This window comes from Enterobacter sp. BNK-34 (assembly GCF_048684445.1).
GTDB classification, from domain to species: Bacteria; Pseudomonadota; Gammaproteobacteria; order Enterobacterales; family Enterobacteriaceae; genus Enterobacter; species Enterobacter pseudoroggenkampii.
This window is the reverse complement of the sequence record NZ_JBLQUA010000001.1, coordinates 2,938,854-2,958,343: the sequence shown is the minus strand read 5'-3', so window position 1 is coordinate 2,958,343 and position 19,490 is coordinate 2,938,854. Positions and strand designations below refer to the sequence as shown.

Sequence of the window (19,490 nt, the reverse complement as noted above, 5' to 3'; positions counted from 1 at the left end):
CCCCCGTCTCGCCACGACATCCTGCACTCCGATCGCGCATGAATGCCTGTTTTCTGTGCAATGTTTTTGACCAGTTAGTCCACATTTAGCCGCATCAATCCACCAACTTCTTATTAACACATTAATAACACAGCCATTTTCAAAACTGGCACTGCCTTTGCAAAAACACCGTTACACCTGCGACGTAATGAAGAGAGGTTCGTGATGAAAATTGGCGTATTTGTACCCATCGGCAACAACGGCTGGCTTATCTCGACCACTGCACCGCAATACATGCCGACCTTTGAGCTGAATAAAGCCATCGTGCAGAAAGCGGAGCACTACCATTTCGACTTTGCGCTTTCGATGATCAAGCTGCGCGGCTTCGGCGGCAAAACCGAATTCTGGGACTACAACCTGGAGTCCTTCACCCTGATGGCCGGGCTGGCCGCAGTCACCTCGCGGATCCAAATCTACGCCACCGCCGCCACGCTCACCCTGCCCCCGGCGATCGTGGCGCGCATGGCCTCCACCATCGACTCCATCTCCGGCGGGCGCTTTGGCGTCAACCTGGTCACGGGCTGGCAAAAACCGGAGTACGAGCAGATGGGGCTCTGGCCGGGGGACGATTACTTCTCGCGTCGCTACGACTACCTGACCGAGTACGTGCAGGTCCTGCGCGATCTGTGGGGTACCGGCAAAAGCGATTTCAAGGGTGACTTCTTCACCATGAACGACTGCCGCGTCAGCCCGCAGCCGTCGGTGCCGATGAAGGTGATTTGCGCAGGGCAGAGCGACGCGGGAATGGAATTCTCGGCGAAATACGCCGACTTTAACTTCTGCTTCGGTAAAGGTGTGAACACGCCTGCCGCCTTCGCCCCGACCGCCGCGCGCATGAAAGAAGCCGCCGACAAAACCGGGCGCGACGTGGGCTCCTACGTGCTGTTTATGGTGATTGCCGACGAAACCGACGACGCGGCGCGCGCGAAATGGGAGCGCTATAAGGACGGCGCCGACGAGGAAGCCCTGAGCTGGCTCACCGAGCAGAGCCAGAAGGATACCCGCTCCGGCGCGGACACCAACGTTCGTCAGATGGCCGACCCGACCTCCGCCGTCAATATCAACATGGGCACCCTGGTCGGCTCGTACGCCAGCGTTGCCAGAATGCTCGATGAAGTGGCGGCCGTTCCCGGGGCGGAAGGCGTCCTGCTGACCTTCGATGACTTCCTCACCGGCGTGGAAACCTTCGGCGAGCGCATCCAGCCGCTGATGCAGTGCCGAGCCCACATCCCTGCCGTCACGAAGGAGGTGGCGTAATGACAACCCTTAACGCACGTCCGGAAGCCATCACCTTTGCGCCGCAGCAGAGCGCGCTGATCGTGGTGGATATGCAAAACGCCTACGCCAGCCAGGGCGGTTATCTGGATCTGGCGGGGTTCGACGTCTCCGCCACCCGGCCGGTGATTGAGAACATTAAAACCGCCGTCGCCGCCGCGCGCGCCGCGGGGATGCTCATTATCTGGTTCCAGAACGGCTGGGACGACCAGTACGTTGAGGCAGGCGGCCCCGGCTCGCCCAACTTCCACAAGTCGAACGCCCTGAAAACCATGCGTAAACGGCCCGAGCTGCAGGGCAAACTGCTGGCGAAGGGCGGCTGGGATTATCAGCTGGTGGATGAGCTGGTCCCGCAGGCGGGTGATATTGTCCTGCCGAAACCGCGCTACAGCGGCTTTTTCAACACCCCGCTCGACAGCCTGCTGCGAAGCCGGGGCATTCGCCACCTGGTGTTCACCGGCATTGCCACCAACGTCTGCGTGGAGTCGACCCTGCGCGACGGCTTTTTCCTCGAGTATTTCGGCGTGGTGCTGGAAGACGCGACCCATCAGGCCGGGCCGGAATTTGCCCAGAAGGCGGCCCTGTTCAATATCGAAACCTTTTTTGGCTGGGTCAGCAGCGTCGCCGAGTTTTGCGATGCCCTGAATCCCCCGCTCGCCCGTATCGCCTGAGGAGACACACGATGCCGAAATCCGTAATCATCCCGCCGGGCACCAGCACGCCCATCGCCCCGTTTGTCCCCGGCACCCTTGCCGACGGCGTGGTGTATGTCTCCGGCACGCTGCCGTTTGATAAAGACAACAACGTGGTGTTTATCAACGACCCAAAGGCGCAAACCCGCCACGTGCTGGAGACGATCAAAACCGTGATCGAAACGGCGGGTGGCACGATGGAGGATGTGACCTTCAACAGCATCTTTATCACCGACTGGAAAAACTACGCCGCGATTAATGAAATCTACGCGGAGTTCTTCCCCGGCGATAAGCCGGCCCGGTTCTGCATTCAGTGCGGGCTGGTGAAGCCGGACGCGCTGGTTGAAATCGCCACCGTTGCGCACATCGCGAAGTGAGGCAGCCATGAAACTCTCCGTCTCACCGCCCCCGTATGAGGGGGCGCCCGTGGTGGTCCTTATAGCCGGTCTCGGCGGCAGCGGCAGCTACTGGCTGCCCCAGCTGGCCGCGCTGGAACCGGAGTATCAGGTGGTGTGCTATGACCAGCGCGGAACGGGCAATAACCCCGACGCCCTGCCGGAAGGCTACAGCCTGGCACAGATGGCGGACGAACTGGCCCAGGCGCTGTCTGAGGCCGGGATCGCGCGCTACAGCATCGTCGGCCACGCGCTGGGGGCGCTGGTCGGCCTGCAGCTGGCCCTCGACAGGCCCGACGCCCTCACCGCGCTGGTGTGCGTCAACGGCTGGCTGACCCTCAACGCCCACACCCGTCGCTGCTTTCAGATCCGCGAGCGCCTGCTGCATTACGGTGGCCCGCAGGCGTGGGTTGAGGCGCAGCCGCTGTTTCTCTACCCGGCAGACTGGATGGCCGCTCGCGCCCCCCGTCTCGAGGCCGAAGAGGCACTGGCGCTGGCCCACTTTCAGGGAAAAACCAACCTGCTGCACCGGCTTAGCGCCCTGAAAAAGGCCGACTTTAGCCGCCACGCCGCACGCATCCGCTGCCCGGTACAGATCATCTGTTCCGCCGACGACATGCTGGTGCCCTCTGTCTGCTCGTCTGAGCTGCAGGCAGCGATCCCGCACAGCCACAGCGCGGTGATGCGCCAGGGCGGACATGCCTGCAACGTCACCGAGCCGGACACCTTTAACACCCTGCTGCTGAACGGGCTGGCCAGCCTGCTGCACAGTCATGAACACGCTTTATAAGGAGCTGTAATGAGCGAAGCCATTAATCCCACCGCGCTGGAAACGCTGTTCACCGGCGCCCGCACCCATAACGGCTGGCAGGATATTGCCGTCAGCGACGAGACGCTGCGCGAAATCTACGACCTGATGAAATGGGGGCCAACCTCCGCCAACTGCTCCCCGGCGCGCATTGTGTTTGTGCGAAGCGCGGAGGGAAAAGAGAAGCTGCGCCCGGCGCTCTCCAGCGGCAACCTGGAGAAAACGCTCACCGCCCCGGTCACGGCGATTGTGGCCTGGGACAGTGAATTCTACGAGCGCCTGCCTGAACTGTTCCCGCACGGCGATGCCAGAAGCTGGTTTACCGCAAGCCCCGCGCTGGCGGAAGAGACGGCTTTTCGCAACAGCTCGCTGCAGGCCGGCTACCTGATTTTCGCCTGTCGCGCGCTGGGGCTGGACACCGGCCCGATGTCGGGCTTTGACCGACAAAAGGTCGACGAGGCCTTTTTCACCGGCACGACGCTTAAAAGCAATCTGCTGATCAACATTGGCTACGGCGACCCGGGCAAACTTTACGGCCGCCTGCCGCGCCTGACCTTCGACGATGCCTGCGGGCTGGCGTAAGGAGCGATGATGACGACACCGGATAAACAAACCTTTCGCGACGCCATGGCCTGCGTCGGCGCGGCGGTGAATATCATCACCACCGACGGTCCCGCGGGGATGGCAGGCTTCACCGCCAGCGCGGTGTGCAGCGTCACGGATTCCCCGCCCACCCTGCTGGTGTGCCTGAACCGCGGCGCGTCCGTCTGGCCGACGTTCAGCGAAAACCGCACGCTGTGCGTGAATACCCTGAGCGCCGGGCAGGAGCCGCTCTCAAACCTGTTTGGCGGCAAAACGCCGATGGAAGAACGCTTCGCCGCCGCCCGCTGGCAGACGGGCGACACCGGCTGCCCGCGTCTGGAGGATGCGCTGGCCTCGTTTGACTGCCGCATCAGCCAGGTGGTGAGCGTCGGTACCCATGACATTCTGTTTTGCGACATTGTTTCGATTATTCGCCACCCCGCGCCGCAAGGGCTGGTGTGGTTTGACCGCGGCTACCACGCGCTTATGCGCCCCGCCTGTTAACCCGCTCTAAGGAGATAGACCATGTTCGGATTTCCCCACTGGCAGTTGAAATCGACCTCCACAGAAGCAGGCGTGGTCGCACCGGATGAACGCCTCCCGCTCGGGCAGACGATGGTGATGGGCGTCCAGCACGCGGTTGCGATGTTTGGCGCCACGGTGCTGATGCCGATGCTGATGGGGCTCGATCCCAACCTCTCTATTCTGATGTCGGGTATCGGCACCCTGCTGTTCTTTTTTGTCACCGGCGGGCGCGTGCCCAGCTATCTGGGATCCAGCGCCGCCTTTGTCGGCGTGGTTATCGCCACCACCGGGTTTAACGGCCAGGGGATCAACCCCAACCTGAGCGTGGCCCTCGGCGGCATCATCGCCTGCGGTCTGGTGTATACCCTGATTGGTCTGGTGGTGATGAAGATCGGCACGCGCTGGATCGAGCGCATGATGCCCCCGGTCGTAACGGGCGCCGTGGTGATGGCGATTGGCCTGAACCTCGCCCCGATTGCGGTCAGGAGCGTCTCCGCCTCGCCGTTTGAAAGCTGGATGGCGGTGATCACCGTGCTGTGTATCGGCCTGGTGGCGGTGTTCACGCGAGGCATGATCCAGCGGCTGCTGATTCTGGTCGGGCTGATTGTTGCCTGTCTGGTGTATGCCCTGCTGGCGAACGTTTTTGGTCTCGGCAAGCCGGTTGATTTTACCCTGCTGCATCAGGCCGCCTGGTTCGGCCTGCCGAAAGTGACCTCGCCCACCTTTAACGCTCAGGCGATGATGCTTATCGCCCCGGTGGCGGTAATCCTGGTGGCAGAGAACTTAGGTCACCTGAAGGCGGTCGCGGGAATGACCGGGCGCAGCATGGATCCGTACATGGGCCGCGCGTTCGTCGGTGACGGGCTGGCAACCATGCTCTCCGGTTCCGTGGGCGGCAGCGGCGTCACCACCTATGCCGAAAACATCGGCGTAATGGCGGTGACCAAAGTCTACTCGACGCTGGTCTTCGTGGCGGCGGCGGTGATGGCGATGCTGCTCGGCTTCTCACCGAAATTCGGCGCGCTGATCCACACCATTCCGTCACCGGTTATCGGCGGGGCCTCAATCGTGGTGTTTGGGCTGATCGCCGTGGCCGGCGCGCGCATCTGGGTGCAGCATCGGGTCGATCTCAGCCAGAACGGCAACCTGATTATGGTGGCGGTCACGCTGGTGCTGGGCGCGGGCGATTTTGCCCTGACGCTGGGCGGCTTTACGATCGGCGGGATTGGCACGGCGACCTTCGGCGCGATCCTGCTTAACGCCCTGCTGAGCCGCCGGATGGCTGCTGCGCCGCAGGGCGAGGTGGTGCGTCAGGATTCGTGAAATCTCAATGTCGGGTGAAGGCTATGCCTTACCCGACCTTTACGTTCCGTAAGAACACCCTAATGTCAGGAAATCACGCCTGCTCAAACAGTCGTTCGATAGATTTTGTAGGAAAGAAAAGAGAATGGCTGTTTTCACCCGTCAGCGGAATAAAACCCTGCTTCAGATAAAATCGTTTTGCCCGGTCATTGAGTGCATCAACAAATATTCCGTGTACGCCCACCGCCTGCGATGCCAGATAGACAACCCGCATGGCATGCGTGACGAGCGTCGTTCCCCACTCCTGTCCCTGCAGGTCTTTATGTATCGCCAGACGTCCCAGCGTTACGCTCGGTACGTTGCTATAAGGGATCCGACGCTGCTGAGTCTTAGAAGGCAGCATCGCTTTTTCAAAACAGCTCCCAGACAACGTGTAATAGCCCAGGACTCGCGGACGATCGCGCTCTTTAAGCAGATAGCCTCGTAAAATACGCCCATTGTGCTGACGCACCAGATGTTCTGTGAGGAAGACATTTAGCGAGGGTTCACCACAATCGAAATCCCTGAAATCATAATCTTTTCCCTCTGAAAACATTTCGACCGTGAGATTGTCCACGACGCTTCACTCCATGTTTCGAAGACGTTTTGCCGCTCGCTTCAGGCGTTCATTTGGCTCTGGCGGATTGTCGATGGCATCCATCACCGCATTCCATGATGCTTCGTTTAAGACGAGACGCCGATGCTGTTCGATGACCTCCGCAGCGCGCTCTGACGCACTGTTCACCATAAACTGGGTGATCGTTTGGTTCGTCATCGCCGCCGCTTCTTCAATCATTGTTTTGTCTTCGTCCGTTAAGCGAAGATCGATACGCTGTTTTTTAAGTGCTGGCATGATTTACTTCATCGTGTACGGTAATTATCCGTACACATCGTAGATAAACCCGTCTATTTTTTCAATCTAAACCTTCTTGAGCTGTCATATCGCTCACCTGGCTCCGACGTTTTCTGAGCTTCAACTCGCTCACCAACACCCCGGCGACAATAAATGCCGCCCCCACCAGGGCCAGCAGCGGCAGACGTTCCCCGGCCAGTCGCCCGAAAATGCCCGCCCAGACCGGTTCACCGGTATAAATCACCGTCGCGCGGGTTGGCGATACGCTGCGCTGCGCCCAGTTCATGGTGACCTGGATAATGGCGCTGAAGATACCCAGCCCCAGTGCGACCACCACCAGACCGGTGGACATCGGCGGTATGGACTCGCCAGCCGGAACCATCGTCGCAAAGGCCACCAGCGAGGCCGTGGCGAGCTGCACCACCGTCACCCGCTTGACGTCCACCTTGCCCGCCCAGGCGCTGATCAGGATAATTTCCGCCGCAATCGCAACCGCCCCGACGAGGGTGATGATCTCGCCCGGCCCCAGCGCCAGGAGGTTGTTTTCCGGCCCGGCCAGCAAAATCAGACCGATAAACGCCAGCACGATGCCAATACAGGACATCAGACCGGGCAGCCGCCCCAGGCACAGCCACTGCAATAGCGGCACCAGCGGCACGTACATCGCGGTGATAAACGCGGATTTGCTGCTGGAGATGGTCTGCAATCCCCACGTCTGCAGGCTGTAGCCCATCGCTATCGCGACACCAATGGCCACGCCGGCCTTCAGCTCTTTGAGCGTCAGACCCCGCAGCGTGTTAAGCGAAATCAGCCCTACGGCAAGCGCCGCCGTCGCAAAGCGCAGGCCAACGAAGAAGAACGGATCGCTGAGGGTCACCGCGTACTGAACGGCCAGAAACGTCCCGCCCCAGAACATGGTGATGAGAATGAGGATGGCTTCCTGCGGTTTTACGGAGAATTTAAAGCGTGAGACAGACATGCGGCACCAGCAAGTGAGAACAATTCTGTAGTGTGCGTTGCCTTTGGTTACAGTTCAATGTTGCAGAAATAAAAAACCGCCGGGAGATCCCGGCGGCAGGGGTTCAACCCGGCGTGTTACTTACTGCTGCTGCCGTGGCTGTTTTTACCCCCTTTCTTGCCAGCTTCAGATGCGCGTTGCGGGTCATTCTTGAAGTTGCCCCCGCTATGCTGGCCACCTTTACGGCCTGCTTCTGATGCTCTTTCACGGTCTTCTGCGAAATTACCTGAACCACCACGATGGTTTGCCATCTCTAACCTCCAGAATGTGAAACATTAGACATCATATTGCATTCAGTAAAAGAGGATTCTTTCACCTCGCAACACAAGGACAGTGCCTTTATCTGTGCCGCGTGAAACTAAGCTTAGTGGAATGCCGCTATCCGGCAAGCCGCAGGTAATATTCTGCAACATGAACTCAGTCTTTCGGGTGAGATGACGCGACGGGAATGCATAAACCTTTCTTATCATTTTAAAAATCCGCACCGGGAAAGTTGTATCATTTTGCTACAAAGTCATTTTTCTACGCATGTTGTTATAAATCAAATAAATGGCGTTCATTTTTGCAGTCTGGCTGTGATGACATATCTTTAAAAGAACGCAGCGATCCGCTGTCAGAAAAACCAACGAGGAGTGATGCAAAATGGCAAAAGTTCTGGTGCTCTATTATTCCATGTATGGACACATTGAAACCATGGCTCACGCGGTAGCAGAAGGTGCAAACAGGGTTGATGGCGTTGAGGTTGTGGTCAAACGCGTACCGGAAACCATGCAGGCGGAAGCCTTCCTGAAAGCCGGGGGTAAAACACAAAACGCCCCGGTCGCCACCCCGCAGGAGCTGGCGGATTATGATGCCATTATCTTCGGCACCCCGACCCGCTTCGGCAATATGTCGGGCCAGATGCGCACCTTCCTCGATCAAACCGGCGGACTTTGGGCATCCGGGGCGCTTTACGGCAAACTCGCGAGTGTATTCAGCTCTACCGGGACCGGCGGCGGCCAGGAGCAGACGATTACCTCAACCTGGACTACCCTTGCTCATCACGGGATGGTGATTGTGCCGATTGGCTACGGCGCACAGGAGCTGTTTGACGTTTCCCAGGTGCGCGGCGGTACGCCGTACGGCGCAACCACCATTGCCGGTGGGGATGGCTCACGTCAGCCAAGCAATGAAGAACTGTCTATCGCCCGCTATCAGGGTGAATATGTCGCGGGTCTGGCCAAAAAACTGAACGGCTAACACCCAACAGGAGGACAAGCATGCCAACTCAAGAATCCAAAGCTCACCACGTGGGCGAATGGGCAAGTTTACGCAACACCTCTCCGGAGATTGCCGAAGCTATCTTTGAAGTCGCGAAGTACGATGAAAAGCTGGCCGAGCAGATTTGGGAGGAAGGTAACGATGAGGTGCTGGTGCGCGCCTTCGAAAAAACGGACAAAGACTCGCTCTTCTGGGGCGAGCAAACCATCGAACGTAAAAACGTCTAAGCGTTTCCCCCCGCCATCACGCGGGGGGTTCTCTTTTATTTCGCCGCGTTATTCATCACCGCATTGAATTTGTCGACAGGACAGAAGCCGTTCGCATCCACCGGGCAGCCCTTCAGCTCCAGCGTCACGCGCTGCGCCGGAGACTGCAGCGACAGCACGCTGGCGTTACGCAGCTGCTCTGAGCTCTGGTAGACATACTCAATTTTCATCAGCTCCTGGTTGGCATTTTTGTCGTGCCAGCGCTGGAAGACAATTTTGCCGCCAATCGGGGTGCGCTCCTGCTGGTCGTGCAGCTGATAGGGTTTGAAATCCAGGGCGGTGAGCAGGGAAGCAATGTTCGAATCATGCCCCACCAGCAGGGTGATTTTCGGCGCTTTCGCCTGGTCGGTGACCAGGGTATTATCGATATACTTCACCAGCGGCTTCGCCACGTTTTGCGCCACCTCGGTGGAGGTAAACAGCGAATCCTGATAGCCGTTCTTCAGCTTCGACAGCACGCGCCACTGCTGGTCGGTCTTGATTTCGCCCCAGGCCACCTGGTCGGCCGGAAAGCCTTCGTAATACTGCAGCGTGAACGCATCCACCAGCGAGTTGCCCACCTTCAGCGGCCCGGATACGCCAGGCTCTTTTTCATAGTCGGCGCTGAAGGTATCTTTCGCATCCGCCAGCGAGCAGACTTTTTTCTCCTTGCACGACGGCGAATCGGCGTAGTTTGTCATCTGCTCCAGCAGCTTGTAGCTGTCTGCGAGCTGCATTTTCTGCCGCTCGGCCTCCATCGCCTTCAGCGCTTTTTCGCGGAATTCAGGTGAGTTATCGGTAATCACCGGATTGAAGGTCGGATCCATGGTGCCCATTTTTTCCTGATGGTGCACGGGAACGTCGCAGCCCGGGAACGCGCCGGTAATGAAGAACTGTGCGGTCGCGACGGTACGCTGCAGGCTGTTGGCATAAGCGTAAACGCTATCCGCCGCTGGACATTCTCCCGTCTTCACCATCCTCTGCTGCGCCAGCCACTCGCGCATGTAGTGACCCATATACACTTCCAGCACGCCGCCTTTGGTGGTGAGCTGGCCGCCCGGTACTTCCCATTCCGGCCACTGTTTCGGCGTGGACTGCTCCAGCACGCTGCCGTTGTTGGCGAGCGGCGCGCGCAGGTTATGGCGACTCATGATTAAAACTTGCTCCAGCTGATACCCTTCCGGCGTCTCTTGCGCCTGCACGCCAAACGTTGCTGAAATGGAACCGGCGACTGCCAGCGCGAGTAGTGCTTTTCTCATCCCTAATTCCTCACTCGTTTTAAAATGTCGCGCTCAGTGTGACAGATTCGTCACAATTTTCCGGGAAGCATTTCTCAAACTGATGATTAACGTGCTTACGGTGTGTGCCAATTAGTTTTATAATAAAACCATACCCTACCGGAGAATTGATCGTGAAACGTACCCGCCTCGAAGAGAGCACCTGCCCCGTCGCCCGTTCGCTGGATATCATCGGCGACTGGTGGTCGCTGCTGATTGTTCGCGACGCGCTGCGCGGGATTAAACGCTTCGGCGAGTTCCAGAAAAGCCTCGGTATCGCGAAAAACATGCTGACCACGCGGCTCAAGCTGCTGGTAGACGAAGGCATTCTCCGGCTTCAGCCCGCCTCCGACGGCAGCGCCTGGCAGGAGTATGTCCTGACCGAAAAGGGACGCGCCCTGCAAACCGTGCTGGTTGCCCTGTCCCAGTGGGGGAATGAATTTTTGTTTGCTGAAAACGAATGCGGCACCGTGCTGGTCGATTCCGAACAGCGCAAACCCCTGCGCAAACTGGCGCTTATCGCCGACGATGGGCGCGAACTGACGCCTGAAGAGATAGTGGCTAAACTCCCCTCCTGACCGTTCCCGACGGCAAAAGCACAAAATGATCGCCAATATGGTTGCATTATAAAACCAAATAGCAGAGAGTTAATTCAGTTTCATCTTGAAACCAAATAACCCACTTTGCTTTGAGGTAACACACGATGACTACGCAAATCACCACCGCCCTGATCACGGGTGCCTCCTCCGGGATTGGCGCCGTTTATGCCGATCGTCTTGCCGCGCGCGGTGCCAACCTGGTGCTGGTCGCTCGCCGCGAAGATCGCCTGAAAACCCTCGCCGCCGACCTGCGCGCGCGCTATGGCGTGGCCGTCGATATTCTGGTGGCCGATCTTACCGATGAAGCCGGGATCCGCGCCGTGGAAGAAGAACTGCGCAGCAATGCCGCCATTGATACGCTCATCAACAACGCGGGCACCGCGCAAATGGCACCGTTCCTCGCGGGCGAGATAGCGCAGCATCAGGCCATTAACACCCTGAACACCACGGCGCTGATGCGTCTGACCTACGCCATCCTGCCCCGTCTGGCGCAGAATAACCGCGGCACGCTGATCAATATCGCGTCCGTGCTGGCCCTGCACGTCCGGGCGGGCAGCGCCCTCTACAGCGCCACCAAGGCGTGGGTACTGAGCTTTACCCGTGGGTTACAGGAAGAATTTGCCGACAGCAGCGTGCGTATTCAGGCCGTGCTGCCCGCCGCCACCGCAACGGAGATCTGGAGCCATTCAGGCGTCACGGTGGACGATCTGCCGGAAGGTTCGGTAATGACCACCGACGATATGGTGGATGCGTCGCTGGCGGGTCTGGATCAGGGTGAACCGATCACCATCCCGCCGATGCATGATGCAGGCCTGTGGGAGCGCTACGAAGCGGCGCGCCTTGAGCTGTTTAGCAGCGCACGCACCGGCATTCCGGCACCGCGCTACGTAAAACAGTAGCCTAACGCTGAAGCTGGTCGCCGTACTCGCTCATCCAGGCGGCCAGCGGCGAGAGTGCGTCCTGCAGGGTTAACCCCAGCCCGGTGATCTGATACTCCACGCGCGGCGGGATCTCCGGGTAGACCGTCCGCGTCACCAGCCCGCGCTGTTCAAACAGGCGCAGCTGCTTCGTTAGCTCTTTCTGGGTGATGGGGGCAGCCGCCCGCAGCAGGTCTCCAAAGCGTACGGGCGTATTGAAGACAATCAGGCGATAGAGAATGGGGATCGCCCATTTACCGGAAATCAGGTTTACAAACTGCGTCATCGGGCAGGTATACGCCTCAGATTTTTTTTCACAGCACTCCTCCAGCATTTCTGCCATAGCACACCTCTTGCCTCTTTAGTATCCATTTGGTACCTGGTTTCCTTTCGATACTAACGTTTCTATAGTGCTTTCTCCAGAGACATTTCAGGAGAAGAACATGGGTCGTTTAACCGATAAGTATACGTTGATTACCGGCGGCACCAGCGGCATCGGTCTTGCCACCGCGCAGGCGTTTATCGCCGAAGGGGCGCGCGTCGCCGTGACCGGACGCAACCCGGACACCCTCGCCGAAGCAGAGCGCATTCTGGGCGATAAGGCCTGGGTGATCCCAACCGATGCGGGCGATATCGCGTCGCAGAAAGCGCTGGCGGAAACCCTCGCCGCCCGCTGGCCGCGCCTCGACGCGGTGTTTCTCAACGCCGGCGACGTAACGCACGCGCCGCTGGAAGCCTGGCAGGAGGATGCGTGGGATCGCCTGATGGGCATCAACCTGAAGGGACCGTTCTTTTTAATTCAGGCGCTGCTGCCGCTGCTGAATAACCCGTCGTCGGTGATCCTCTGCGGCTCCGTGAGCGCGCGCATCGGCCTGCCCACCAGCAGCGTGTATGCCGCGAGCAAGGCCGCCCTGCTGTCGCTGGCGCGTACGCTGTCGGCGGAGCTGCTGCCGCGCGGGATCCGCGTCAACGGCCTGAGCCCCGGCCCGGTGGAAACCCCGGCCTTTACCAAAACGGGCTTAAGCGACGAGGCGCTTAACGCGATGATGGCGGACATCATCAAGCTGGTGCCGCTCGGCAGAATGGGCTCGACGACGGAGCTGGCAAAAGCCGCGCTCTATCTGGCGTCCGACGAGTCGAGCTACACGGTAGGAACGGAGCTGCTGGTGGACGGCGGCATGGGGAGTTTGTAACTCAAAAGGCGCTGATGCCGGTGACGATGCCGACATACAGCGCCGCCCATACGCAGGCGGAAATCAGGCTGACGGCGTAGACCTTTGCTGCATTCAGCCTGAGCATCCCCGCCGCCAGCGGGACGATGTAACGCAACACCGCCAGAAATCGCGACGTAAAGAGCACGATGACACCGTTCTTTTGCAGCTGATGCTGTACCCGCAAGAACTTGTCGGCATGCTTTGAGGTAAAACGCGTGACCAGCCGGGTGTGCCCCATCAGCTGGCCGATATGGTAGTTCAGCACCGAGCCCGCCGTTGCCCCCAACACCACGGCCAGCCACGCCAGCGCAGGATGCATGCTCGCCTGGCTGACGGTCATGCCCGCCAGCAGCATCACCGAGGCGGGCGGCAGCACGGAGGAGATCAGCACCGTCGACTTGCCCAGCGCCATCATAAATAACAGCGCGAACAGATGTGCCGGATACAGCGCAAAATGATTCAGCAGATTATCAAACCACGCCATTTGCTTCTCCTCCGTTGATTATATAATCCTCCATTAGAAATGAATGACCTTAAATAAACCATCAACGCTTTATTAAATAAGATTCTCCTAAACCGTTCTTAAACATTATTTAATTTCCCGAGCGGCAATATCAAATAAGCGTATTATTTCCCTCGTTTTTCAACGATCTCGTTATGGCGAGGCTCCTGTACAAATACACGTTATCGCTCTGGTAGGTTCGAGAGAATCGACACAGGGTAAAACAGGCACTGTCGAATCAAGGCTTTGTCAGTATAACTTCCCTCACGGGATACGGTGTACAGTGCTGAACCCAGGACGTGGGGATCTCCTCTTCGACATGCCCTGTCTTGCTCGCCCCTGAGAGATTTTATTATTCAAAGGGAATTCACTATGTCTTACGCTATTCACAACCAAAACCTGGCATTGAATGACAGCGCGATCGCGCAATATATGAATACCGATTTTATTGTCCTCGATATTGCATTATGCGTGGCGCTGGCGCGCGAGCAATTCTTCGAAAAATTAAAAGACGACGATATTCCGTCTCATATTTTTATTGAAGACAATGGCCGCCTGGCGGGCATGATTGCCGTGCGTAAATTGCTGCAGACCGCCGACACGGTACAGCCGGTGAAATCGCTGATGATTTCGCAGTTTTTGCAGGTCAAACCGGAGGATGAACGTGCCGACGTAGCCGGACTGCTGGCGCACGGCGGCGCGGACGTGGTGCCCGTGGTCACCCACGGCAAGCTCGTCGGCTGTCTGACCGAGCGCGAAATCGCCCATCTGCTGGAAGATGACGTCACCGAGGATGCTCAGCTTCAGGGGGCGACGCTGCCGCTGGAGAAGCCCTATCTGGACACCAGCCCGTATAGCCTGTGGAAAAAACGCTCCGTCTGGCTGCTGCTGCTGTTTGTCGCGGAGGCCTACACCAGCTCGGTGATCCAGCATTTTGAAGAGGCGCTGGAGTCCGCCATCGCGCTGGCGTTTTTTATTCCGCTGCTGATCGGCACGGGCGGCAACAGCGGGACGCAGATCACCTCCACCCTGGTGCGCGCCATGGCGCTGGGGGAAGTCCGTCTGCGCGACGTTGGCCGCGTGCTGCGTAAAGAGATGACCACCTCGCTGATGATTGCCGCCACGCTCGGTATTGCCGGGTGCATTCGCGCCTGGATGATGGGGATTGGGCTGGAAATCACGCTTATCGTCAGCCTGACGCTGGTGTGCATTACGCTCTGGAGTGCGATTGTGTCGTCCGTCATTCCGATGGTGCTCAAGCGCTGCGGCATTGACCCGGCGGTCGTCTCCGCGCCGTTTATCGCGACGCTGATCGACGGTACCGGGCTGATTATCTACTTTAAGATCGCGCAATATACGCTGGGGCTGGAGTAACGCGGACTTTGCCGGGTGGCGCTACCGCTTACCCGGCCTACAAATTAACGCGCACCGCCGTCAGCCAGCGTTCTCACCGCCCGCCCAAATGCCTCAATAGCCAGGGCAACATCGTCAGCCATCACCGATTCGGCCGGATGGTGGCTGACCCCGCCCTTACAGCGCACAAACAGCATCCCCACCGGCCAGCGTTCCGCCAGGGCGATGGTGTCATGCCCGGCGCCGCTGGGCAGGGATAACGAGCACCCCTGCACCGATTCAACGGCCTGCCCCAGCAGCTCCTGCAAATGCGCATCGCACGGCGTGGCGGCGATACGGTAAAACTCCTCGGCGCTGAAGCTCAACCCGCGACGCGCGGCAATCGCCTGCGCCTGCGCCAGCAGTTCAGCGAGCAGCGCGTCAAGCGGGGCATCCTGCGGGCCGCGAATATCCAGCGAGAGCGCAACCTCGCCCGGGATCACGTTGACCGCGCCGGGCAGGCAGCGCAGCTCACCGACCGTCGCCACCCGGTTGCCGCCCTGCTGTCGTGTAATGTTTTCGATCAGCACCATCCATTCGGCGACGGCGGCCAGGGCATCCTTACGGTGACTCATCGGCACGGTACCCGCGTGTCCGGCCTCGCCGGTGAAGCGGCAGTTGAGGCGGCGCGCGCCGTTAATGGCTTCCACCACGCCCAGCGCCAGCCCTTCCTGCTCCAGACACGGCCCCTGTTCGATGTGCAGTTCCAGACAGGCGCTGAAATCGGCCTGATGACGTGCCGCGAGCGCCACGCGGGCAGGATCGAGCCCCGCCTGCACCATCGCCTGCGCCACGCTGATGCCCTGAGCATCGCACGTCTCCAGCCAGCCCTGCGGCCAGGAGCCCGTAATACCCCGGCTGCCTAACAGGGTGATCCCAAAACGGGTTCCCTCTTCGTCGCCAAAGCCGACAATTTCTATGGCCTGCGCCAGATGCAAACCCTGCTGGTGCAGGCTGTCCACCACTTCGATGGCGGTGAGCACCCCGAGCATGCCGTCGTAGCGCCCGGCGTTGCGCACGGTATCCAGATGAGAGCCGAGCAGCACCGCCTGCGCCCCTTCCTGCGCGCCCTCATAGCGACCGCAGATATTGCCCACGCTGTCCTGCCAGACGGTCATGCCCGCCTGGCGCATCCACTCCCCGACCAGCTGGTTGGCCTGCAGATGCTGCGTGGAGAGATAGACCCTTGTCAGCGCATCCGGGGTTTCGCTGATGGCGGCCAGCGCGTCGGCGCGCGCCATCACCCGTTCTGCCGCCGGGCTCATTGCGGCGTCTCGCGGCTATAGTGGTCCCACGCGGCCTGCATGGCGGCCCCCTGCGTGGTGGTGAATTTGAGGTAGTTCAGCACCGACTCCAGCGCGCTCAGGGTGGTCATCACGCAGTCCTTGCGCGCGTTATAGCCCATGGTGCCAATGCGCCACACTTTACCGTGCAGCGGGCCAAACGAGGTGCCGATTTCAATCCCAAAATCCTCCAGCATCAGCTTACGCACCTGGTCGCCGTTGATCCCCTGCGGAATGACCACGCCCAGCACGTTGTTCATCTTGTGCTTCAGGTCGCCGAAGGTCTCCAGCCCCATCGCCTGAATGCCCTTCAGCAGCGCATCGCCGTGCAGCCTGTGGCGCGCGATGCCGTTATCCAGCCCTTCCTGCAGGATCAGCCGCGCGCATTCGCGGGCGCCAAACAGCGCGGTCGTGGCTTCGGTGTGATGGTTCAGCCGCTCCGGCCCCCAGTAGTCCATCACCATGCCGAGATCGAAGTAGTTGGAGTAGATCATCTCCTCGTCGCCGTCGCGGTGGGCGTCGGTGCGAATGCCCTCCTCCACGCACTTGCGGCGGCGGATCGCCTCTTCCATCCGCGCGCTCAGCGTGATCGGCGACGTGCCCGACGGGCCGCCGAGGCATTTCTGCATCCCGGCCGAGACGGCGTCCAGCCCCCAGGCGTCGGTCTCCAGCGCGTTACCGCCGAGCGACGCGGTGGCGTCGGTATAAAACAGCACGTCGTAGCGGCGGCAGATCGCGCCCAGCTCCGCGAGCGGCTGCAGCATGGTGGTGGAGGTGTCGCCCTGCACGGTCAGCAGCAGGCGCGGACGAATACGCTTAACCGCATCCTCGACCTGGTCCGGGGTAAACACCTCGCCCCACGGCACCTCGATGGTATGCACCTCCGCGCGGCAGCGGCGGGCAATTTCGCACAGCAAGTGGCCAAAGCGGCCAAAGACCGGCACCAGCACCTTATCTCCCGGGCGAATGGCGGAGACCAGAATAGCCTCAATTCCCGCGCGGGAGGTGCCGTCCACCAGCATCGTCCAGCGGTTTTCGGTGCGGAACACCCCGCGGTAGAGCGCCATCACCTCGTTCATGTAGTGGGTCATGGCCGGATCGTACTGGCCGATCAGCTGGCTCGACATGGCGCGCAGCACGCGTGGGTCGGCGTTGATCGGGCCCGGTCCCATCAGCAGGCGCTGGGGCGGGTTGATTTGCGGAAAGTGTGCGATATCCATTGTTAAGTCCTTATCAGTTGAGGCCGCGCACGGAGGAGATGAACTGCTTCAGTTCCGTGGTCTGCGGGTTGGCGAACAGCGTTTTGCTGTCGCCCTGCTCCCAGACTTTCCCCTGGTGCATAAACACCACGCGGTCGCCCACTTCGCGGGCAAAATTCATTTCATGGGTAACCAGTATGAGCGTCATCCCCTCGGCCGCCAGTTGCTCCAGCACTTTGAGCACTTCGCCCACCAGCTCCGGATCCAGCGCGGAGGTGATCTCGTCGCAGAGTAATACTTTCGGCGACATCGCCAGCGCGCGGGCTATCGCCACGCGCTGCTGCTGGCCGCCGGAGAGGCTCGACGGGTAGTAATCCAGACGATCGCCAAGGCCAACCTTCTCCAGCATCTGCTGCGCCAGCGCCCGGCATTCGGCGGCGCTTTTTTTCAGCACCCGACGCGGGGCGAGCATCACGTTCTCCAGCGCCGTCATGTGCGGGAACAGGTTGAAGCTCTGGAACACCATCCCGACCGAGCGGCTGATTTCACGCGCCTGGGAATCCCGGTCGGTAATGGTCATGCCGCCCAGCTTGATGCTGCCGTCCTGATACCCTTCCAGCCCGTTGATGCAGCGCAGCAGCGTGCTTTTACCCGATCCGCTGCGCCCGATAATGGAGATCACCTGGCCCATGTCGATATCCAGATCGACGCCCTTGAGCACGTGGTTATCGCCGTAGTACTTCTGCACCTGATTAATGGTGATGAGAGGCATTGAATTTCGTCTCCAGATAGCGGCTGTAGCGCGACAGCGGATAGCACAGAATAAAGTAGCCGAGCGCCACCAGCGCAAAGACCTTAAACGGCTGATAGGTCACGTTGGTCAGCATGGTCCCGGCCTTGGTCAGCTCGATAAAGCCAATGATCGACGCCAGCGCGGTGCCTTTGATCACCTGCACGGCAAAGCCGACCGTCGGCGCAATGCCGATGCGCAGCGCCTGTGGGGCGACGACGCGAAACAGGGTCTGGCCGAAGGTCAGCCCCAGGCAGCGCGACGCTTCCCACTGCCCTTTCGGCAGGGCGCGAATGCTGCCGTTCCAGATATCGAGCAAAAACGCGCTGGTGTAGAACGTCAGCGCCAGCGAGGCGGCGGTCCACGGCGAGACGTCGATGCCGAACAGCGCCACGCCGAAGAAGGCCAGGAACAGCTGCATCAGCAGCGGTGTGCCCTGAAACAGCTCAATATAGCCGCGGATGATGCGCTTCACCGCGCGCCCGCCGGTGAGGCGCAGCAGCAGGAGCGGCAGCGTCACCGCCGCCCCGCCGACGAAGGCCACCAGCGACAGCAGTACCGTCCAGCGCCCGGCCAGCAGCAGATTGCGAATAATGTCCCAGTCGGTAAAGGTGGTCATCATGCCTGCACCCCCAGCCATTTCCGTCCCGCCGCCATCATCAGCTGGCGCAGGGTAATCGACAGCGCTAAGTAAATCCCGGTGGTCACCAGATAAACCTCAAAGCTTAAAAACGTTCTGGACTGGATCAGGTTGGCGGCGAAGGTCAGCTCTTCATAGGAGACCTGCGATACCACCGACGAGCCGAGCATCACGATGATGCACTGGCTCACCAGCGCCGGGTAAATGCGCTGCAGCGCGGGCGGCAGCACCACGCGAATAAAGGTCTGCAGGCGGGTCAGCCCCAGCACGCGACCGGCCTCCCATTGCCCTTTCGGCGTGACCTGAATGCCCGCGCGAATAATCTCGGTGCTGTAGGCGCCCAGGTTCACCACCATGGCCAGCAGCGCCGCTTCCCCCGCCGTCATCTTCAGCCCCAGATTCGGCAGGCCGAAGACGATGAAAAATAGCTGCACCACAAACGGCGTGTTGCGGATGATTTCCACGTACGCGCCCCAGATGCGGCTGAACCAGGTGGTGCGTCCGCTGCGGATTGCCGCCCCGAAAATCCCCGTCGCCAGCCCGCCGACGGTGGCCATCACCGTCAGCTGAATAGTGACCCACAGTCCGGCCAGCAGCTCCGGCCAGTGCGGCCAGAGGGCTGAAAAATCAAGTTGCTCCGTCAT

At 59.9% G+C, this 19,490-nt stretch carries 25 protein-coding genes and 1 riboswitch; of the genes, 13 read left to right on the top strand and 12 right to left on the bottom strand.

Annotated features, from left to right (window positions below; translation table 11 throughout):
• The first annotated feature begins 204 nt into the window (after nucleotides 1–204).
• The 7 genes from rutA to rutG are packed head-to-tail and all read left to right on the top strand — an operon-like array spanning nucleotide 205 to nucleotide 5,639.
• A complete protein-coding gene (gene rutA / locus ACMGG5_RS14390; RefSeq protein ID WP_420278046.1) occupies nucleotides 205–1,296 on the top strand; it encodes a pyrimidine utilization protein A in 1,092 nt (363 codons plus the stop codon).
• Nucleotides 1,296–1,985, top strand: coding sequence for a pyrimidine utilization protein B (rutB, locus tag ACMGG5_RS14385; protein ID WP_048989847.1), 690 nt, complete (start codon nucleotides 1,296–1,298; stop codon nucleotides 1,983–1,985). The genes rutA and rutB overlap by 1 nt, the downstream gene beginning before the upstream one ends.
• 11 nt (nucleotides 1,986–1,996) lie before the next feature.
• The gene (gene rutC / locus ACMGG5_RS14380; protein WP_008499822.1) at nucleotides 1,997–2,383 is read left to right on the top strand and encodes a pyrimidine utilization protein C; all 387 of its coding nucleotides are present in this window, start codon (nucleotides 1,997–1,999) and stop codon (nucleotides 2,381–2,383) included.
• Nucleotides 2,384–2,390: 7 nt separating this feature from the next.
• Nucleotides 2,391–3,191, top strand: a complete 801-nt coding sequence (gene rutD, locus ACMGG5_RS14375) for a pyrimidine utilization protein D (RefSeq protein ID WP_420278045.1) — start codon at nucleotides 2,391–2,393, stop codon at nucleotides 3,189–3,191.
• A 9-nt stretch (nucleotides 3,192–3,200) separates the two neighbouring features.
• Entirely contained in the window at nucleotides 3,201–3,791 is a 591-nt protein-coding gene (locus ACMGG5_RS14370) for a malonic semialdehyde reductase (RefSeq protein ID WP_048989850.1), read from the top strand.
• 9 nt (nucleotides 3,792–3,800) lie between these two features.
• Nucleotides 3,801–4,295, top strand: coding sequence for an NADH-dependent FMN reductase RutF (rutF, locus tag ACMGG5_RS14365; RefSeq protein ID WP_023327078.1), 495 nt, complete (start codon nucleotides 3,801–3,803; stop codon nucleotides 4,293–4,295).
• 21 nt (nucleotides 4,296–4,316) lie between these two features.
• Nucleotides 4,317–5,639, top strand: coding sequence for a pyrimidine utilization transport protein G (gene rutG / locus ACMGG5_RS14360; protein WP_248273024.1), 1,323 nt, complete (start codon nucleotides 4,317–4,319; stop codon nucleotides 5,637–5,639).
• Between the two features lie 73 nt (nucleotides 5,640–5,712).
• Here the strand turns inward: rutG and ACMGG5_RS14355 are convergent, their stop codons facing one another.
• The 4 genes from ACMGG5_RS14355 to ACMGG5_RS14340 form a co-directional block, all read right to left on the bottom strand.
• Entirely contained in the window at nucleotides 5,713–6,234 is a 522-nt protein-coding gene (locus ACMGG5_RS14355; protein WP_024909632.1) for a GNAT family N-acetyltransferase, read from the bottom strand.
• 6 nt (nucleotides 6,235–6,240) lie between these two features.
• On the bottom strand, nucleotides 6,241–6,510 hold the full coding sequence (locus ACMGG5_RS14350; protein ID WP_008499829.1) for a DUF1778 domain-containing protein: 270 nt from the start codon (nucleotides 6,508–6,510) through the stop codon (nucleotides 6,241–6,243).
• A gap of 61 nt (nucleotides 6,511–6,571) precedes the next feature.
• The gene (locus ACMGG5_RS14345; RefSeq protein ID WP_420278044.1) at nucleotides 6,572–7,489 is read right to left on the bottom strand and encodes a DMT family transporter; all 918 of its coding nucleotides are present in this window, start codon (nucleotides 7,487–7,489) and stop codon (nucleotides 6,572–6,574) included.
• 116 nt (nucleotides 7,490–7,605) lie between these two features.
• On the bottom strand, nucleotides 7,606–7,779 hold the full coding sequence (locus ACMGG5_RS14340) for a general stress protein (protein WP_024909630.1): 174 nt from the start codon (nucleotides 7,777–7,779) through the stop codon (nucleotides 7,606–7,608).
• 391 nt (nucleotides 7,780–8,170) lie between these two features.
• Here ACMGG5_RS14340 and wrbA point away from each other — a divergent pair, with 391 nt between their 5' ends.
• On the top strand, nucleotides 8,171–8,767 hold the full coding sequence (gene wrbA / locus ACMGG5_RS14335; protein WP_024909629.1) for an NAD(P)H:quinone oxidoreductase: 597 nt from the start codon (nucleotides 8,171–8,173) through the stop codon (nucleotides 8,765–8,767).
• A 20-nt stretch (nucleotides 8,768–8,787) separates the two neighbouring features.
• Entirely contained in the window at nucleotides 8,788–9,015 is a 228-nt protein-coding gene (locus tag ACMGG5_RS14330) for a YccJ family protein (protein ID WP_008499832.1), read from the top strand.
• Between the two features lie 35 nt (nucleotides 9,016–9,050).
• On the opposite strand, the gene agp is transcribed toward ACMGG5_RS14330, so the two are convergent.
• A complete protein-coding gene (agp, locus tag ACMGG5_RS14325; RefSeq protein WP_420278043.1) occupies nucleotides 9,051–10,292 on the bottom strand; it encodes a bifunctional glucose-1-phosphatase/inositol phosphatase in 1,242 nt (413 codons plus the stop codon).
• Nucleotides 10,293–10,444: 152 nt separating this feature from the next.
• Between agp and ACMGG5_RS14320 the strand changes: the two genes are divergently transcribed.
• The gene (locus ACMGG5_RS14320; protein ID WP_032648983.1) at nucleotides 10,445–10,888 is read left to right on the top strand and encodes a winged helix-turn-helix transcriptional regulator; all 444 of its coding nucleotides are present in this window, start codon (nucleotides 10,445–10,447) and stop codon (nucleotides 10,886–10,888) included.
• Nucleotides 10,889–11,013: 125 nt separating this feature from the next.
• A complete protein-coding gene (locus ACMGG5_RS14315) occupies nucleotides 11,014–11,808 on the top strand; it encodes an SDR family NAD(P)-dependent oxidoreductase (RefSeq protein WP_208763743.1) in 795 nt (264 codons plus the stop codon).
• Between the two features lies 1 nt (nucleotide 11,809).
• On the opposite strand, the gene ACMGG5_RS14310 is transcribed toward ACMGG5_RS14315, so the two are convergent.
• On the bottom strand, nucleotides 11,810–12,169 hold the full coding sequence (locus ACMGG5_RS14310; protein WP_024909625.1) for a winged helix-turn-helix transcriptional regulator: 360 nt from the start codon (nucleotides 12,167–12,169) through the stop codon (nucleotides 11,810–11,812).
• Nucleotides 12,170–12,269: 100 nt separating this feature from the next.
• On the opposite strand from ACMGG5_RS14310, the gene ACMGG5_RS14305 reads away from it, so the two are divergent.
• The gene (locus tag ACMGG5_RS14305; RefSeq protein WP_264439121.1) at nucleotides 12,270–13,019 is read left to right on the top strand and encodes an SDR family oxidoreductase; all 750 of its coding nucleotides are present in this window, start codon (nucleotides 12,270–12,272) and stop codon (nucleotides 13,017–13,019) included.
• Between the two features lies 1 nt (nucleotide 13,020).
• Here ACMGG5_RS14305 and ACMGG5_RS14300 read toward each other — a convergent pair whose 3' ends face one another.
• A complete protein-coding gene (locus tag ACMGG5_RS14300; protein ID WP_420278042.1) occupies nucleotides 13,021–13,524 on the bottom strand; it encodes a DedA family protein in 504 nt (167 codons plus the stop codon).
• Between the two features lie 160 nt (nucleotides 13,525–13,684).
• Nucleotides 13,685–13,854: riboswitch (M-box (ykoK) riboswitch) on the top strand.
• 60 nt (nucleotides 13,855–13,914) lie between these two features.
• Here ACMGG5_RS14300 and ACMGG5_RS14295 point away from each other — a divergent pair.
• Nucleotides 13,915–14,916, top strand: coding sequence for a magnesium transporter (locus ACMGG5_RS14295; protein WP_420278041.1), 1,002 nt, complete (start codon nucleotides 13,915–13,917; stop codon nucleotides 14,914–14,916).
• 44 nt (nucleotides 14,917–14,960) lie between these two features.
• Here ACMGG5_RS14295 and hpxK read toward each other — a convergent pair whose 3' ends face one another.
• Genes hpxK through ACMGG5_RS14270 form a run of 5 tightly spaced genes read right to left on the bottom strand, consistent with a single transcriptional unit; the run spans nucleotide 14,961 to nucleotide 19,490 of the window.
• Nucleotides 14,961–16,199 (bottom strand): allantoate amidohydrolase, encoded by a 1,239-nt coding sequence (gene hpxK, locus ACMGG5_RS14290; RefSeq protein ID WP_420278040.1) that lies wholly within the window; start codon nucleotides 16,197–16,199, stop codon nucleotides 14,961–14,963.
• On the bottom strand, nucleotides 16,196–17,437 hold the full coding sequence (locus tag ACMGG5_RS14285; RefSeq protein WP_048989868.1) for a pyridoxal-phosphate-dependent aminotransferase family protein: 1,242 nt from the start codon (nucleotides 17,435–17,437) through the stop codon (nucleotides 16,196–16,198). Before ACMGG5_RS14285 ends, hpxK begins: the two co-directional genes overlap by 4 nt.
• Before the next feature lie 13 nt (nucleotides 17,438–17,450).
• Nucleotides 17,451–18,188, bottom strand: coding sequence for an amino acid ABC transporter ATP-binding protein (locus ACMGG5_RS14280; RefSeq protein WP_023327069.1), 738 nt, complete (start codon nucleotides 18,186–18,188; stop codon nucleotides 17,451–17,453).
• A complete protein-coding gene (locus tag ACMGG5_RS14275; RefSeq protein WP_071789398.1) occupies nucleotides 18,169–18,825 on the bottom strand; it encodes an amino acid ABC transporter permease in 657 nt (218 codons plus the stop codon). Before ACMGG5_RS14275 ends, ACMGG5_RS14280 begins: the two co-directional genes overlap by 20 nt.
• Complete coding sequence (locus tag ACMGG5_RS14270) at nucleotides 18,825–19,490, bottom strand: amino acid ABC transporter permease (RefSeq protein ID WP_024909609.1); 666 nt, start codon at nucleotides 19,488–19,490, stop codon at nucleotides 18,825–18,827. The genes ACMGG5_RS14275 and ACMGG5_RS14270 overlap by 1 nt, the downstream gene beginning before the upstream one ends.